The sequence below is a fragment of the Ornithinimicrobium sp. CNJ-824 genome, assembly GCF_001942405.1.
Taxonomy (GTDB): Bacteria; Actinomycetota; Actinomycetes; order Actinomycetales; family Dermatophilaceae; genus Ornithinicoccus; species Ornithinicoccus kibberensis.
In genome coordinates, this window is record NZ_MKKA01000010.1 from 1 (window position 1) to 15719 (window position 15719).

Below are 15719 nucleotides of genomic sequence, written 5' to 3' on the forward strand. Positions count from 1 at the left end.
ACCTGAACCACCTGAACATGCTGTTCGCCTCGGCGAACTGGCTGATGCGCGGTCGTGCCCTCGCCCTGACCGGGTGAGGGCCAGGCGCCAGCCTGCCCCGAACCGGCCCTGAGGCCCCCAACCAGGGGGCACAAGGACAGTTCCAGCGTCGCTCCCGCGGCCTCATCGGGCTTCAGCCCCCCTGCGGGCTGGCCTCACACCCGCAGACGCCCCCAGATCAGCGATTCCCTAGGCTGACGGTGTGCCGGCCGCAGCCCGTCCTGCGGCGCCCCGCGACGAGGAGCGAGCCATGCCCACGGACCCCAGCGCCCAGCCACCCGACGGCGCCCCGCCGGAGGCGGACGGCCCTCCCCCCGAGGCCGTCGACCTCGCGCACGCCCTCTTCGACCTGGCCCGGCACGGCCGGACCGAGCAGCTGACGGCCTACGTCGACGCCGGCGCCCCGGTCGACCTCACCGACCCGGACGGCAACACCCTGCTCATGCTCGCCGCCTACCACGGGCACGCCGACCTGGTCCGGCAGCTGGCCGGGCGGGGGGCCGACGTCGGCCGGCTCAACGACCGCGGCCAGTCGCCCCTGGCCGGAGCGGTCTTCAAGGGCGAGGACGACGTCGTCGGCGTCCTGCTCGAGGCCGGGGCCGACCCCGACGCGGGCACGCCCACCGCGCGCGAGACCGCGCAGCTGTTCGGCCGGACCGACCTGCTCCAGGACGGGGGTATGCCGTGAGCGCGCCGGCGGGTGGGGCCCGCACCGAGGGCGCCGGGGCGCCGTCGCGGGGCGTGGTGGTCACCGGGTCCTCCCGCGGTGTCGGCGCCGCGACCGCACGGGCCTTCGCCGCCCGCGGCGACCGGGTCGTCGTCCACTACCACGGCAGCGAGGACCTGGCCCGCGACGTGCTGGGCTCGCTGCCGGGCGAGGGGCACGGCCTCGTGCAGGCCGACCTGGGCGACCCGGCCGCGGTCGAGCGCCTGGCCGCCGAGGCCGTCGGCGTGCTCGGCCGCGTCGACGTCCTCGTCAACAACGCCGCGATGATCGTCGCCCCGAGGAGGGGCGCGGCCGGCGCGGGACGCACCCGCTGGAGGAGACGTCATACCGGGACTGGGTCGCGGTCTGGGAGCGCACCCTGGCGACCAACCTGCTCGGCCCGGCCCACCTGATCTGGCAGGTGGCGCGGCACATGATCGACGTGCCGGCGGCCGAGGGACTGCCCGCCGGCCGGATCGTCGACGTGGGCAGCAGGGGCGCCTACCGGGGCGAGCCCGACATCCCCGCCTACGGGGCCAGCAAGGCCGGGCTGCACTCCCTGGGCCAGTCGATGGCCGTGCGGCTGGCGCCGCACGGCATCGCGGTGCTGGGGATCGCACCGGGGTTCATCGCCACCGAGATGGCCGGCTACGCCCTCGCCGGGGACCAGGGGGGGGCGATCAGGGCGCAGAGCCCCTTCCACCGGGTCGTCACCCCCGAGGAGGTCGCCGACGCGGTGGTCGCGCTCGCGGACCCCTGGTCGCACTGGGCCTCCGGCGCCGTGCTGGACTTCAACGGGGCCAGCCACCTGCGGTAGGGGAGGCCGCTCCGTACCGATGTACCCCGCTGTGGTGTCACATCGGTCGTCCGGGTGACCCATGTGACACCACAGCGGCTCCCGCCGCGCCCCGCACCCACCCGTCCGGGGTGAACGGGCGTCATCCTCGCCCTACCGTGACCCCATGACCACCAGCCCTCGCCGAGTCCTCGTCACCGGCGCCGGCGGCACCGTCGCCGGCGACGCCCTGCCGATCCTGCTCGACCGCACCCGCGACGACTGGGAGCTCGTCCTCACCGACGTCGACGCGGACCCGGACGCCGACCCGCCCGTGCAGCAGCTCGACGTGCGCGACCTCGCGGCGTGCGAGCAGGCCTTCGCCGGGGTCGACACGGTCGTCCACCTGGCCGGGGCCGCCGCGCCCGACTCCCCGTGGGAGACCGTCCTGGACCTCAACATCGTCGGCACCCGCACGGTCCTGGAGGCCGCCCGCACCGCCGGGGTGCGCCGGGTCGTGCTCGCCTCGTCCAACCACGCGATGGGGATGTACGACCGGGACGAGCAGTGGCCGGTCTACAACTCCCAGCCGCCGCGGCCGGACTCGCTCTACGGGGTGTCCAAGGTCTTCGGGAGGTGCTCGGCCGGTTCTACCACGAAGAGCACGGGCTGGACGTCATCGCGCTGCGGATCGGCTGGGTCAGCGGCGACTACGGGGCGGCCGACCAGGACATCGTGCAGGCCATGTGGCTCAGCCCCGGCGACGCGGCCCAGGCGCTGCAGCGGGCGGTGGAGGCGCCGACCCGGTTCGGGGTCTACTACGCGGTCTCCGACAACCCCAACCGCCGGTGGGACCTCACCGACGCGATGCTCGAGCTGGGCTACCGGCCGCAGGACAGCTGGCACGAGGTCGCCGACGAGGATGAGCGGGTCGTGCCCGGCGGCGAGCACACGCCCGACTCCTGGCCGGAGGCGTGAGCACCAGGGGGTACCGGAGGTACCACCGACACGGTACCGTGGTGCCGTGGCGATCAACATCAAGAACGACCGGGTCTGCGACCTGATCCGCCGGGCCTCCGAGCTGTCCGGCAGGTCGCAGGTCTCCGTCGTGGAGGAGGCGCTGGAGCGCTACCTGGCCGACGCCTCCTCCGGGCCGGACGCGGGCCCGGGAGGGCCGGACCCAGGGGTCGAACGGATCCTCGCCCGGATCGACGCGTCCCTCACGCCCACGGACTCCGACGCGGTGCGCGCCTCCCTGGACGACCTGTACGACGACGACGGCCTGCCCGCGTGATCGTCGACTCCTCGGCCCTGGTGGCGATCGTCCTGGGCGAGCCCGAGCGCCGTGACTTCCTCTCCCACCTCAGGTCCGAGCCGTCCCCTCGCATCTCGGCCGTCTCGTGGACCGAGGTGGGCGTCGTGCTGGACGGCCGCCGCGCCCCCGTCCTCAGCCGCGGCTACGACGCCCTCGTCGACGCCCTCCGGATCACGGTGGTGGACGTGACGGCTGCCGACGCGCGGGCCGCCCGGCAGGCCTACCGCGACTTCGGCCGGGGGTCGGGACACCGGGCCCGGCTGAACTTCGGCGACTGCTTCAGCTATGCGCTCGCCATCCGGCTGGACGAGCCGTTGCTGTTCAAGGGGGACGACTTCGTCCACACGGACGTGCGTCGGGTCGCCTGAGCAGGGGTCGTCGGCACCGCCCGGGTGCAGGGGCTCAGCGCCTCCGCACGTCCGCACGGTCCTGGCGGCCCAGCCACACCGCCCAGCGCCACCCCGGCGAGCGCGCCGAAGAGGTGCCCCTGCCAGGAGACGCCCTCGCGCAGCGGCAGCACGCCCCACAGCATCGACCCGTAGAGCACGACCACGAGCACCCCGACGAGCGCCCGCCAGGGGTGCCGGGAGACGAACCCGTAGACCGCCAGGAACGCGGCATACCCGTAGACCACCCCGCTGGCCCCGATGTGGACGGTGCCGGGCCCGCCCAGCAGCCACACCCCCAGGCCGCCGAGGAGCACGACGCCGGCGGTCACCAGCCACAGGTGCCGGGTGGTCAGGGCGAGCAGGCCGCCGAGCACGAGCAGCGAGACGGTGTTGGTCAGCAGGTGCCCGAACCCCAGGTGCAGGAACGGGCTGAGCACGATCCCCGCCAGGTGCCCCGTGTCGCGCGGGCGGATCCCGAACTGGTCCAGCGGCAGCGGCAGCAAAAGGTCGACCACCTCGACGGTCCACATGAGGGCCACGAGCAGCAGCACGGGCAGCAGCCGGCGGGCCCACGTGGGGGTGCCGGGCCGGACGGGGGTGCGGGAGGTCACCTCCCCATCGTGCCAGGGGACGGGCCGGGGGTATGCCGTCGTGCCGGGGTCGGGGCGGGGCTCGCGCAGGTGCCCCGCACCGTCGTCCACGACGAGCTGTCGTAGAATTGGGGTCATCACGACACAGGAGGAAACATGCAGGTCAACGACAAGGTCTTCGTCGTCACGGGCGGCGGTAACGGCATCGGCCGGGAGGTCGTCCTGGAGCTCATCCGGCGTGGGGCACGGGTGGCCGCGCTCGACCTGCGGGCGGAGGCGCTCGCCGGGACGCAGGGTCTCGCGGCGGCCGGCGAGCGCCTCTCCGTGCACGTCGTCGACATCGGCGACCGGGAGCGCGTGGAGGCGGTCGCGGACGAGGTCGTCGCCGTCCACGGCCGGGTCGACGGGCTGCTCAACGTGGCCGGGATCATCCAGCGGTTCGTGCCGTTCGCCGAGCTGGACTACCCGGAGATGGAGAAGGTCCTGCAGGTCAACCTGTGGGGCACGATCCACGTGAACAAGGCCTTCCTGCCGCACCTGCGCACCGCCCCCGAGGCCTGTCTGGTCAACGTCTCCAGCATGGGCGGCTTCCTGCCGGTGCCCGGCCAGACGTTGTACGGCGCGAGCAAGGCGGCGGTGACCCTGCTGACGGAGGGGCTCTACGCCGAGCTGCGGGAGACGGACGTCGCGGTGACCGTCGTCTTCCCCGGCGCGATCGGCACGGACATCACGGCGAACAGCGGGGTCGCGGTCCCGGGCGGGGCGGACGCCGCCGAGGCGCGGGCCAACAGCCAGCGCCGGGTGACCAGCGCCGTCGACGCCGCCCGGACCATCGTGGACCAGGCCGTCGTCGAGGGACGCTTCCGGGTCACGGTCGGCAAGGACGCATGGTGATGGACCTCTTCTCCCGGGTGGCCCCGCGCCGGGCGACCGACTTCATCGCCCGGAAGATGGCCGACCTGCTGCAGCGCCCGGCGGTGCCCGCCGGGTAGCCACGGGCCGGTCTGCCGGTCGGGGCGGCTCGGCCCCGCCCGGCGGCCGGTCGGAATGCCCGGCGCGCCCCTCGCGTTAGGATGATTGACAGATCAACCAGCGAGAGGTGAGCCATGCAGTTCGGTCTCTTCAGCGTCGGGGACGTCACGCCCGACCCCACCACCGGCCGCACGCCGAGCGAGCACGAGCGGATCCAGGCGATGACCGCGATCGCGCTTAAGGCGGAGGAGGTCGGGCTCGACGTCTTCGCGACCGGGCAGCACCACAACCCGCCGTTCGTGCCGTCGGCGCCGACCACCCACCTGGCCTACATCGCCGCGCAGACCGAGCGGCTGCTGCTCTCGACCGCGACGACCCTCATCACCACCACCGACCCGGTGCGGATCGCGGAGGACTACGCGTTCCTGCAGCACCTCTCCGGCGGTCGCGTCGACCTCATGATGGGCCGTGGGAACACCGGCCCGGTCTACCCGTGGTTCGGCAAGGACATCCGCCAGGGCATCGCGCTCGCGGTGGAGAACTACCACCTGCTGCGCCGCCTGTGGCGCGAGGACGTCGTGGACTGGCAGGGCAAGTTCCGCACCCCGCTGCACGGCTTCACCTCGACGCCCCGCCCCCTCGACGGCACGCCGCCCTTCGTCTGGCACGGGTCGATCCGCTCGACCGAGATCGCCGAGCAGGCCGCCTACTACGGCGACGGCTTCTTCCACAACCACATCTTCTGGAACATCGAGCACACCGCCCAGATGGTGGGCCTCTACCGGCGTCGCTTCGAGCACTACGGCCACGGCGCCGCCGAGCAGGCGATCGTCGGGCTCGGCGGCCAGGCGTTCATGGCCGGGACCGAGGCGGAGGCCAAGCGCTTCTTCCGGCCCTACTTCGACAACGCCCCCGTCTACGGGCACGGGCCGAGCCTGGAGGAGTTCACCCGGGCGACGCCGCTGACCGTCGGCACCCCGGAGATGGTCATCGAGCGCACCCTCGGGTTCGCCGACGCCGTCGGCGACTACCAGCGCCAGCTGTTCCTCATGGACCACGCCGGCCTGCCGCTGGACGTCGTCCTCGAGCAGGTCGAGATCCTCGGCCGCGAGGTCGTCCCGGTGCTGCGCCGCGAGTTCGAGGCCCGGCGCCCAGTCTCCGTGCCCAGCGACCCGCCCACCCACGCCTCCCTCGTCGCCGAGGGTCCGCAGGCGCCGCACCACCTCGTCGCCCCGGCCCGGACCGCCGCCGACCGGGCCGCCGCCCGCGCGGGCTGACCCCGTCCGGGACCGCCCTCCGAGGGCGGTCCCGGGCACCCGCCCCACGTCATACCCCCGAGGAGCCTCCATGACCCGCCGCATCGTCGTCGTCACCGCCGGGCTGTCCAACCCCTCGTCCACCCGTCTGCTCGCCGACCGCATCGCAGACGCCGTGACCACCCAGGTCAGCGCGCGCGGCGAGCGCGCCGAGGTCGAGGTGGTCGAGCTCCGGGAGCTCGCCCAGGACCTGGCCACCACCATGACCACCGGGGGGATGCCGACGCCGCGGGTCGCGCAGGCGCGGGACCTGGTGGCGTCGGCCGACGGGCTGGTGGCGGTGACGCCGGTGTTCACCGCCAGCTACTCCGGGCTGTTCAAGATGTTCGTCGACGTGCTGGACACCGACGCCCTGAACGGGGTGCCGGTGGTCGTCGCCGCCACCGCGGGGACCTCCCGGCACCAGCTCGTCCTCGACCACGCCCTGCGGCCGCTGTTCACCTACCTGCGGGCCGTCGTGGTCCCCACGGGCGTGTTCGCCGCGACCGAGGACTTCGGCGGCGGGGAGTCCGACCGGCTCGGCCGGCGGATCGCCCAGGCGGCCGCCGAGCTGGCCTCCCTGGTCGTGGCCGAGACCGGCGCGGTGGGCGGCTTCGTGCCGCGCGAGGACGACCTGGCCGCCCCGCGCCGCCGGTCCTCCGGCAACGGGGTCGACGAGGACGTGACCGACTTCGAGACGCTCCTCGGCGGGCTGGGCCAGTAGTCAGGCCGCTGGCAGGAGCGTCCCGCACACTGGGACGGTGACGATGACCCCCTCGACGACCGACCGGGGCCGCGGAGGTTCCTGCGGCGGGGTGCTGGGCACCCTCGTGGTCGTCGGCGCGGTCATCGTCGGCACGCTCGTCGTCTCCCCCGACCTGCAGCTGGGCGACCTGCGGGACGCCGCGGTCGACCCGCTCCACGGGGAGCCCGGCTCGGGCGGCGACGGCTACACCTTCCTGCAGACGACCGCGCGGGGGGAGCCGCTGACCTGGCCGTGCGAGGAGACGGTCGAGATCGTGGTCAACCCCGAGGGGGCTCCGGAGGGGTATGCGGACATGGTCGACTCCGCGGTCGCCCGGCTCTCGACGGCGAGCGGGTTCGACCTGGAGGTGGTCGGCGAGACCGCCGACCGGGACTTCGCCGACCGCGGCTTCGGCCCGGTGCTGCTCGGCTGGGCCGACGAGGAGGAGGTGCCGGCGCTGGCCGGCCCGGTCGCCGGGATCGGCGGCTCCAGCTACGTCCAGGGACCGGGCGGGGGTGGGCATGCCGTCGGCGGGATGGTGGTCGTCGACACCGAGGAGACCGGCGGCTGGTTCTCCCGCACCGACCCCGAGGCGGTCCTCGTGCACGAGCTGGTCCACGTCCTGGGCCTGGGCCACACCGAGGACCCCACCCAGCTGATGGCCGCCCGCAACGACGGGCAGAGCGAGCTCGGCGAGGGTGACCTCGCCGGTCTGGCCGCGCTGCGGGAGGCGGCCTGCTCCTGACCCCGCAGCCGCCCCCGTCCGGGCCGGTGACCTGCGGTGTCGACCGCGTCACAGGGGTCGCGGATCCGTTGCCGCCGACCCCGACCCGTGGCAGGCTGAGGCCATGGGCCCCTTCGAGATCTTCACCCGCGGCAAGGACAGCAGCGAGGAGCCCCCGACACCGGTGCCCCCGCCCGTCCGGCCCTCGGTCGGCGAGCAGCTCGGCACGCTGGCCCGGCTGGGCCTGGAGACCCAGGACGGGGTGGGCGTCCAGGACATCGCCGACGACCCGGACGCCGCGGGCTGGATCAAGCTGCACCCCTACGTGGCGATCCTGCAGGTGATGGCCCGCGGCGAGGACGGCGCGCTCACGCGGCACCCCCGGGTGACGACGGTGGACCTCGACCACCTCGTGGGGCCCCAGTCCTACCCCGAGCTCGTGCGCAAGCTGGCCGACGCCGCCGGGACGGCCCACCTGCTCGAGGAGGTCGAGGGCGGCGTCGACGAGGAGCGCGGCCGTTGGGTCGTCCGGTTCACCTTCGACGACCTGACCCGGGAGATCCACCCCCGTCGGACCCAGGACCGGGCCGACCCCGTGGTCATGCCCGAGTTGTTCGCCGCGGTGGCCGGGGCCGGGCAGCGTCCGGCCTACGTGCGCCACGGGCGGTCGATGACCGTCGCCTACGTGCCGGCCCGGCACGCCGGCGAGCTGCAGCGCGTCTTCTCCCGCTGGGCCTGACGCACCCTCGGTGCGCGGCTCCGGCCGTGTGTAGTAGGGATGGACCATGACGACGACGTCCGCCCCGAGCACCAGCACCGACCGCTACCGGGAGGCCCGCGACCTCCTGCTCTCCCTGCACGGGCAGCCGGAGCGGGCCCGGGCGGAGTTCCGCTACCCGGACGTGGGGGAGACCTTCAACTGGGCCGTCGACTGGTTCGACGCGATCGCCCGCGGCAACGACCGGCCGGCGCTGACGATCGTCGAGGAGGACCTGTCCGACACGACCCTGAGCTACGACGAGGTCGCCACCCGCTCCGACCAGGTCGCCGCGTTCCTGGCCGACCAGGGCGTCTCCCGGGGAGACAGCGTCATCGTCATGCTCGGCAACCAGGTCGAGCTGTGGGACACCATGCTCGGGGTCATGAAGCTCGGCGCCGTGGTCATGCCCACGACCACGGCCGTGGGCCCGGCGGACCTGCGCGACCGCATCGAGCGGGGGCAGGCCACGGCCGTGGTCGCCAACCCGGCCGACACCCCCAAGTTCGAGGAGGTGCCCGGCGACTACGTGCGCCTGTCCGTCGGGGAGGCGGACGGGTGGACCGACCTGCGCGCGGCATACCAGACCTCGGTCCCGCCCGCCGAGCACCCGGGCACGGGCGCGGACGACCGGCTGCTGCTCTACTTCACCTCCGGCACGACCAGCCGGCCCAAGCTGGTCGAGCACACCCAGGTGAGCTATCCCGTCGGGCACCTGTCGACGATGTAATGGCTCGGCGTGCGGCCCGAGACGTGCACCTCAACATCTCCAGCCCCGGCTGGGCCAAGCACGCCTGGAGCTGCTTCTTCGCGCCGTGGATCGCCGAGGCGACGATCCTGGTCTTCAACTACGCCCGGTTCGACCCGGCCGCGCTGCTCAAGGTGCTGCGGGCGCACCGGGTCACCACCTTCTGCGCCCCGCCGACCGTGTGGCGGATGCTCATCAACGCCGACCTCTCCGGCGGTCCGGGGGCGCTGCGCGAGGTCATCGGCGCCGGTGAGCCGCTCAACCCCGAGGTCATCGCCCAGGTGCAGCGGCAGTGGGGGCTGACCCTGCGGGACGGCTACGGGCAGACCGAGACCACCGCCCAGATCGGCAACTGCCCCGGCGACCGGGTCAAGCCCGGCTCGATGGGTATGCCGCTGCCCGGCGTGCCCTCCGTGCTCGTCTCCCCGGAGGCGGGCGAGGTGGTGGAGGGCCCGGGCGAGGGCGAGATCTGCCTGGACCTCTCGGCGGCGCCGGTGGCGCTGATGACGGGCTACCAGGGCGACGACGGGCGCAACGCCGAGGCGATGGCCGGCGGCTTCTACCACACCGGCGACGTGGCCGAGCGGGACGCGAAGGGCATGATCACCTACGTCGGCCGCACCGACGACGTCTTCAAGGCCAGCGACTACAAGATCAGCCCCTTCGAGCTGGAGTCGGTCCTCATCGAGCACCCGGCCGTGGCCGAGGCGGCGGTCGTGCCGGCCCCGGACGAGGTGCGGCTGGCGGTGCCGAAGGCCTACGCGTCGCTCGTCGACGGGCACCAGCCGACGCGGGAGACCGCCCTGTCCATCCTGCGGCACGCCCGGGAGCACCTCGCCCCCTGGCAGCGGGTGCGTCGGATCGAGTTCTTCGAGCTGCCCAAGACGATCTCCGGCAAGATCCGCCGGGTCGAGCTGCGGGCGCGGGAGGACGAGCTGGCCAGCGAGGCGGTGCTGCCCGGCACGACCGGGGTGGTCCAGCAGGAGTGGCGCGACAGCGACTTCCCCGAGCTGAAGGGCTGACCTCGAAGCATACCCCCAGGGGTATGCTGGGACGGTGAGCACGACCTCAGCGCCCGCGACGGCGGACCCGGAGGCCCAGGTCGGCCGGTCCCGGCCGGAGCGGCCGTTCTTCTGGCACGCCTTCTTCCTGGCGATGACGACGAGCTTCACCGAGATCAACACGGTGATGCCCGCCCTCGTCCTGGCCGCCGGGGGCGGCGTCGTGGCGGTCGGCGCCCTGACCGCGGTGATGATCGGGCTGCCCCTGGTCTCCCAGCTGCTCTTCGCCGGGTTCCTCACCACGCGGCCGCGCAAGCGGCCCTACCTGCTGCTGGGGATCCACCTGCGGGTGGCCGCCCTGGCCGGCGCCGCGTGGGGCATCGCCGCCCTGGGCACCGACCCGCGCGTCATCGGCGTCGTCTTCCTCGCGATGACCGTCTTCGCCATGAGCGGAGCCTTCGCGGGCGTGTCCTACACCGACCTGGTCGGCACCCTCGTGCCCTCGGGGCGCCGGCGGTCCTTCTTCGTCCGGCGCCAGGTGCTGACGACCCTCGGGCTGCTCACCTCGGCCCTCGTCGTGCGCTTCCTGCTCGGGTCGACGTCCTTCCCGCAGGCTACGTCCTGCTCTTCGCCCTCGCGGCCGGGGTCCTCCTCGTGGCCTCCTGGGGGTTCTGGCTGCTGCACGAGCCCCGCAGCACCCCGACGGACCGGCCGCGGTCCAGCGTGCTACGCGCGGTGCGCCAGGCGCCCCGGATGCTCGCGGCCGACCCCAACCTGCGGGCGCTCGTCGGGGTGGCCAACCTCGCCGCCCTCGGGTTCACCTCCATTCCGCTGCTCACCGCGCTGGCCCACGGCCGCTACGAGCTGACCGCCACCGCCGTCGGCACCTTCGTGCTCGTGCAGATCGCCGGGACGCTGCTGTTCAGCCCGGTGTGGAACCGCGTCATCAGGGCCGGCGGCTACCGGCTGGTGCTGGGTGCCGAGCTCGTCCTGCTGGCCACCGTGTTCCCGCTGGCGCTCGTGCTCTCCGCGACGGCCCCGCTCACGGTCTACGCCGGCGTCTTCCTCCTCTCCGGCGCGGTGATGTCGGCCCACAAGATCGGGCTCGAGGGGGCGCTGGTGCAGATCTCCCCCGACGGGGAACGGGCGCTCTACGCGGGGCTCTTCGGCGCGGCCAACCTGGGGGCGGCCGTGCTGCCGCTGATGGCCGGCGGGGCCGTGGCGTGGCTGGGCTTCACCCCCGTGCTCGTGGCCGCCGCGGTGGTCGCGCTGGTCGCCTGGTGCCGCTGCGGACGCTGTCGTGCGGCGACTGGTACCGCGAGGCGTGAGCCCCGGGCCGGCCCCGACGACCGGTCCGCGGCCCTAGTCTGGTCCCTCGTGAGCACGATCGTCCTCCTCCACGCCCACCCCGACGACGAGGCATCCCAGACCGCGGGCACCATGCGGCTGGCCGCAGACGCCGGCCACCGGGTCGTCTGCGTCTACGCCACCGACGGCGACCACGGCACGGTGCCGGCCGACCTCGCCGAGGGCGAGACGGTCGTGGCCCGACGCCGCGTCGAGGCGGCCGCCTCCGCCGAGGTCCTCGGCACCGCCCGGGTCGCCTGGCTGGGCTACGCCGACTCCGGGATGACCGGGTGGGAGCAGAACGAGGGGGAGCGGGCCTTCGCCCGGGCCTCGACCGAGGAGGCCGCCGCCCGCCTCGTCGCCGTCCTCGACGAGGAGGACGCCGACGTGGTCGTCGGCTACGACTGGCACGGCGGCTACGGCCACCCCGACCACGTCAAGGTCCACGACGTGGTGAGGCGTGCCGTCGAGCTGGCCGCCCGGCGTCCCCGGTGGCTGCAGGCCACGATGAACCGCGACCACATCCGCCGCCTGGTCGTCGCCGCCCGGGAGGCCGGGCTGGAGGACGTCGGCATCGACCCGGACGCGCCCGCCGACGACGGCAACCCGTTCGGCACCCCCGAGGACGAGCTGCACTGGCACGTCGACGCCCGCCCGGTGCTGGCCGCCAAGCGGGCCGCCCTGGCCGCGCACGCCTCGCAGGAGGACGTCGGCTGGATGCTGGGGATGCCGCAGGAGCAGTTCGCGATGGCCTTCGGCGACGAGTGGTTCATCGAGGAGGGTCGCCCCGCGGGGGTCGTCGACGGGCACCCGCTGCTCGACGGCTGAGCCTCGGGAGGCCCTTCCACCCCGGCCCCGGCCCGAGGCGCCCGGTCGCGGGGGCCGGCGCGGCTGCATACCCTCGCTGGATGGACCAGTCCCCCGCCCCGATGCCGGAGTCCGCGCGCGACCTGCCCGACGGCAGCGACCTCGGGAGGTCCCTGGGCACCGACTTCTTCGACCTGGACGAGCTGCTCACCGCGCGGGAGCGCGAGCTGCGCGACGGGGTGCGCCGGTGGTGCGACGAGGAGGTGGTCCCGCGGGCCGCGGAGTTCTGGGAGGCGGCCCGGTTCCCGCGCGAGCTGCTCGGGGGGTATGCCGCCACGCGCGTCGCGGGGGCCTCGATCGAGGGGTACGGGTGCGCGGGGGTCTCGCCGCTGGCCGAGGGGATGATGTGCGCCGAGCTGGCCCGCGGGGACGGGTCGGTGGCCACGCTCAACGCGGTGCACTCGGGCCTGGCGATGACGTCGGTGCACGTGCTGGGGTCGGAGGAGCAGCGGGAGCGGTGGCTGCCGGCGATGGCCCGGCTCGAGCTGCTCGGCGCGGTCGCGCTCACCGAGCCCACCCACGGCTCCGACGTGGTCAGCCTGGAGACCACCGCCCGGCGGGACGGGGACGGGTGGGTGCTCGACGGGGCCAAGCGGTGGATCGGCAACGGGTCGGTCTGCGACCTGGCGGTGGTGTGGGCGCGCGACGACGACGGGAACGTGGGAGGGTTCGTCGTCGAGGCGCCGCAGGAGGCCGACGGCTGGGACGCGCAGGTCATCGAGGGCAAGGTCGGCAACCGCGGGGTGTGGCAGGCCCACATCCGGCTCGACGGGGTCCGGGTGCCGGCGGGGAACCGGCTGGCGGGGGCGCGCACGTTCGAGGACACCAACCGGGTGCTGGCCCGGTCGCGGCAGACGGTGGCCTGGGAGGCGCTGGGCCACGCGGTCGCGGCCTACGAGGGGGCGCTCACCTACGCGCGGCGGCGCGAGCAGTTCGGCCGGCCGCTCGCGCACAATCAGCTGGTCCAGGACGACCTGGCCCGGATGGTCACGCTCATCACCTCGATGCAGCTGATGTGCACCCGGATGTCGCAGCTGGAGGAGCAGGGCCGGTGCACCCTCGAGCACGCGGCCATGGCCAAGCTGCACACCACGACCGCGGCCCGCGAGGTCGTGGCCACGGCCCGGGACCTGCTGGGCGGCAACGGGATCCTCCTCGACCACCACGTGGGTCGGCACTTCGCCGACCTGGAGGCGGTCTACACCTACGAGGGCAGCCGGACCGTGCAGTCGTTGCTCGTCGGCCGGGCGGTGACGGGCGTGAGCGCCTTCACCTGAGCCCCTTGGGGGGCTCGATGGTAGATTTGTGCCATGAGGACGACCATCGACGGTGCCGGTCGCATCGTGGTGCCGAAGGCGTTGCGGGAGGCCATGAGGCTCCAGCCGGGGCAGCTCGTCGACATCGCCTTCACGGACGGTCGGCTGGAGATCGAGGTGGCCTCCACCCCCGTCACGCTGGAGGACGAGGACGGGTTCCCGGTGCTGGTGCCCCAGGAGGAGGTGCCCCCGCTCACGACCGCGACGGTGCGCGAGGTGCTCGAGGCCACCCGCCGGTGAGGCCGACCTGCGACACCAGCGTCCTGGTGCCTGCGCTCCTGCCGTTCCACGACCGTCACCGGGACGCCCTGCGCCACCTGGCGGCGACCGAGCTCGACCTTCCGGCCCACGTGCTCCTGGAGACCTACAGCGTGCTGACCCGCCTGCCGGCACCGCACCGGCTGGAGCCGACGGTCGTGCTCGCCGCCCTGCGCCGCGTGACCGCATCGCCGTTGACCCTGCCCGCAGACGTGCACCTCGAGACCGTGGCCGCGCTGGCGGCGGTCGGGATCAAGGGCGGTGCGGTCTACGACGGACTGGTCGGGACGACGGCCAGGACGCACGGGCGGACGCTGCTGACCTTCGACCGGCGTGCGCTGCGACCTACGACGCCGTCGGTGCGGATCTCGCCGTCGCCTGACACCACGCTGCCCGTCATGACGACCGCGGGTCGCAGCAGGCGTCACCGACCGGCTCAGTGCTCCGACAGCTGCTGCAGGAAGGCCTGGCCCCGCTCGCTCGTGGGGGAGTCGAGGACCTGCTCCGGCGGTCCCTGCTCGGCGATCCCGCCGTCGGCCAGCAGCACCACCCGGTCGGCGGCCCGCCGGGCGAAGCGCATCTCGTGGGTGACGACCATCATCGTCATGCCCTCGTCGGCCAGCGCCCGCATGACGTCGAGCACCTCGCCGACCAGCTCGGGGTCGAGGGCGGAGGTCGGCTCGTCGAAGAGCATCACCGCCGGGTCCATGGCCAGCGCCCGCGCGATGGCGACCCGCTGCTGCTGCCCGCCGGAGAGGTTGTCCGGGTAGGCGTCGGCCTTGTGCTCCAGCCCGACGCGCTCGAGCAGCTCGGTGCCGCGCGAGCGCGCCTCGGCCTTGGACCGGCCGAGCACGTCCCGCTGCGCCACGGTGATGTTCTCCATGACCGTCATGTGCGGGAAGAGGTTGAACGACTGGAACACCATCCGATCCGGGCGCGCAGGTGGTTCAGGCTCTTCTCGGTGTAGGACAGGCGCTCGCCGGCCACCTCGATGGTGCCGTCGGTGATCCGCTCCAGGCCGTTGACGCACCGCAGCAGGGTGCTCTTGCCGGCGCCGGAGGGACCGATGAGGGTGACGACCTCGCCCTCGGCGACGTCCAGGTCGATGCCGTCGAGGACCGTGGTGGTGCCGAACCGCTTGACGATGCCGCGCATCTGCACGATGGGCCGGGCGTCCGTGGGTGCTGGGTGCTCGCTCATGCCTGGGCCGGCCTCCTGTGTGCGCTCAGCCGGTGCTCGAGCCAGGCCACGAGGGCGGTCAGCGCGAGCACGATGACGAGGTAGTAGATCGCGACCACGATGTAGGCGGTCAGCGGCTCGTAGGTGGTCGCCGCCATGTTGCGCGACGTCTGGAACAGCTCGGTCATCCCGATGAAGGAGACCAGCGAGGAGTCCTTCACCGCGATGATGTACTGGTTGCCCAGCACCGGCAGCGTGGTGCGCAGCGCCAGCGGCGCCTGCACCCGCCGCAGCGTCTTGACCTTGGACATCCCCAGCGAGCGGGACGCCTCGGTCAGCCCCTTGGGCACGGCCTGGAACCCGGACCTGACGATCTCGGCGATGTAGGCCGAGTTGTGGAAGGCCAGCGCCAGCGCCCCGGCCCAGAAGGCCTCGAGGGTGACGATGGCGGTGAGGCCGAAGTAGATGATGAAGATCTGGGTGATCAGCGGGGTGCCGCGGACCACCCCGATGTAGGCCGTCGCCAGCCAGCGCAGCGGTCGCACCTTGCTCATCGCGAGCGCGGCGACGACCGCGCCGCCCACCATGGCCATGAGGAGGGCGGCGGCGGTCAGCCGGAGCGTGACCGAGGTGGCCTCGAGGAAGAGCGGCGAGTACTCGGCGAACAGCTCCAGGAAGTTGGACACCGGAGTCGGT

General features: G+C 73.7%; 17 protein-coding genes and 4 pseudogenes. 18 read left to right on the plus strand and 3 right to left on the minus strand.

Annotation, left to right across the window (positions count from 1 at the left end; all coding sequences use genetic code 11):
• Positions 1–289 precede the first annotated feature (289 nt).
• The 7 genes and pseudogenes from BJF81_RS04000 to BJF81_RS04020 all read left to right on the plus strand — a co-directional run bounded on the left by BJF81_RS04000 (position 290) and on the right by BJF81_RS04020 (position 3203).
• Positions 290–727 (plus strand): ankyrin repeat domain-containing protein, encoded by a 438-nt coding sequence (locus tag BJF81_RS04000; protein ID WP_075957262.1) that lies wholly within the window; start codon positions 290–292, stop codon positions 725–727.
• Positions 724–1158: an SDR family NAD(P)-dependent oxidoreductase gene (locus BJF81_RS20230; protein WP_269087305.1), complete on the plus strand. Its 435-nt coding sequence runs from the start codon at positions 724–726 to the stop codon at positions 1156–1158. Before BJF81_RS04000 ends, BJF81_RS20230 begins: the two co-directional genes overlap by 4 nt.
• Positions 1159–1166: 8 nt before the next feature.
• Entirely contained in the window at positions 1167–1562 is a 396-nt protein-coding gene (locus tag BJF81_RS20235) for an SDR family NAD(P)-dependent oxidoreductase (protein ID WP_269087306.1), read from the plus strand.
• A 145-nt stretch (positions 1563–1707) separates the two neighbouring features.
• Positions 1708–2121, plus strand: a pseudogene (locus BJF81_RS19025) (NAD-dependent epimerase/dehydratase family protein); the annotation flags it as partial.
• A 35-nt stretch (positions 2122–2156) separates the two neighbouring features.
• Positions 2157–2498 (plus strand): hypothetical protein, encoded by a 342-nt coding sequence (locus BJF81_RS19030; RefSeq protein WP_237770017.1) that lies wholly within the window; start codon positions 2157–2159, stop codon positions 2496–2498.
• Between the two features lie 46 nt (positions 2499–2544).
• Positions 2545–2814 carry a type II toxin-antitoxin system VapB family antitoxin gene (locus BJF81_RS04015; RefSeq protein WP_075957263.1) on the plus strand — a complete coding sequence of 90 codons (270 nt, stop codon included), beginning with the start codon at positions 2545–2547 and terminating at the stop codon, positions 2812–2814.
• Positions 2811–3203 (plus strand): type II toxin-antitoxin system VapC family toxin, encoded by a 393-nt coding sequence (locus tag BJF81_RS04020; protein ID WP_075957264.1) that lies wholly within the window; start codon positions 2811–2813, stop codon positions 3201–3203. The genes BJF81_RS04015 and BJF81_RS04020 overlap by 4 nt, the downstream gene beginning before the upstream one ends.
• Here BJF81_RS04020 and BJF81_RS17215 read toward each other — a convergent pair.
• Complete coding sequence (locus BJF81_RS17215; RefSeq protein ID WP_083663978.1) at positions 3119–3952, minus strand: rhomboid family intramembrane serine protease; 834 nt, start codon at positions 3950–3952, stop codon at positions 3119–3121. The two genes, BJF81_RS04020 and BJF81_RS17215, sit on opposite strands and share 85 nt — an antisense overlap.
• An 18-nt stretch (positions 3953–3970) precedes the next feature.
• Here BJF81_RS17215 and BJF81_RS04030 point away from each other — a divergent pair, with 18 nt between their 5' ends.
• The 11 genes and pseudogenes from BJF81_RS04030 to BJF81_RS19040 form a co-directional block, all read left to right on the plus strand.
• Positions 3971–4708 carry an SDR family NAD(P)-dependent oxidoreductase gene (locus BJF81_RS04030; protein WP_237770003.1) on the plus strand — a complete coding sequence of 246 codons (738 nt, stop codon included), beginning with the start codon at positions 3971–3973 and terminating at the stop codon, positions 4706–4708.
• Between the two features lie 212 nt (positions 4709–4920).
• Complete coding sequence (locus BJF81_RS04035) at positions 4921–6063, plus strand: LLM class flavin-dependent oxidoreductase (RefSeq protein WP_075957265.1); 1143 nt, start codon at positions 4921–4923, stop codon at positions 6061–6063.
• Positions 6064–6133: 70 nt separating this feature from the next.
• Positions 6134–6805 (plus strand): FMN reductase, encoded by a 672-nt coding sequence (locus BJF81_RS04040; protein WP_075957266.1) that lies wholly within the window; start codon positions 6134–6136, stop codon positions 6803–6805.
• Between the two features lie 43 nt (positions 6806–6848).
• Positions 6849–7571: a matrixin family metalloprotease gene (locus BJF81_RS04045; protein ID WP_075957267.1), complete on the plus strand. Its 723-nt coding sequence runs from the start codon at positions 6849–6851 to the stop codon at positions 7569–7571.
• A 103-nt stretch (positions 7572–7674) separates the two neighbouring features.
• A complete protein-coding gene (locus BJF81_RS04050; protein ID WP_075957268.1) occupies positions 7675–8289 on the plus strand; it encodes a hypothetical protein in 615 nt (204 codons plus the stop codon).
• Between the two features lie 46 nt (positions 8290–8335).
• Positions 8336–10077, plus strand: a pseudogene (locus tag BJF81_RS04055) (AMP-binding protein).
• A gap of 34 nt (positions 10078–10111) precedes the next feature.
• A complete protein-coding gene (locus BJF81_RS04060) occupies positions 10112–10924 on the plus strand; it encodes a hypothetical protein (RefSeq protein WP_075957269.1) in 813 nt (270 codons plus the stop codon).
• A gap of 509 nt (positions 10925–11433) precedes the next feature.
• Positions 11434–12231, plus strand: coding sequence for a PIG-L deacetylase family protein (locus tag BJF81_RS04065; RefSeq protein WP_075957301.1), 798 nt, complete (start codon positions 11434–11436; stop codon positions 12229–12231).
• An 80-nt stretch (positions 12232–12311) separates the two neighbouring features.
• The gene (locus BJF81_RS04070; protein WP_237770004.1) at positions 12312–13547 is read left to right on the plus strand and encodes an acyl-CoA dehydrogenase family protein; all 1236 of its coding nucleotides are present in this window, start codon (positions 12312–12314) and stop codon (positions 13545–13547) included.
• A gap of 33 nt (positions 13548–13580) precedes the next feature.
• Positions 13581–13826, plus strand: a complete 246-nt coding sequence (locus BJF81_RS04075; protein WP_075957271.1) for an AbrB/MazE/SpoVT family DNA-binding domain-containing protein — start codon at positions 13581–13583, stop codon at positions 13824–13826.
• Positions 13823–14170: pseudogene (locus BJF81_RS19040) on the plus strand (PIN domain-containing protein); the annotation flags it as partial. The gene BJF81_RS04075 and the pseudogene BJF81_RS19040, both read left to right, overlap by 4 nt.
• Positions 14171–14280: 110 nt before the next feature.
• Here BJF81_RS19040 and BJF81_RS04085 read toward each other — a convergent pair.
• Positions 14281–14945, minus strand: a pseudogene (locus tag BJF81_RS04085) (amino acid ABC transporter ATP-binding protein).
• 95 nt (positions 14946–15040) lie between these two features.
• On the minus strand, positions 15041–15709 hold the full coding sequence (locus BJF81_RS04090; protein WP_083663979.1) for an amino acid ABC transporter permease: 669 nt from the start codon (positions 15707–15709) through the stop codon (positions 15041–15043).
• Between the last annotated feature and the right edge of the window lie 10 nt (positions 15710–15719).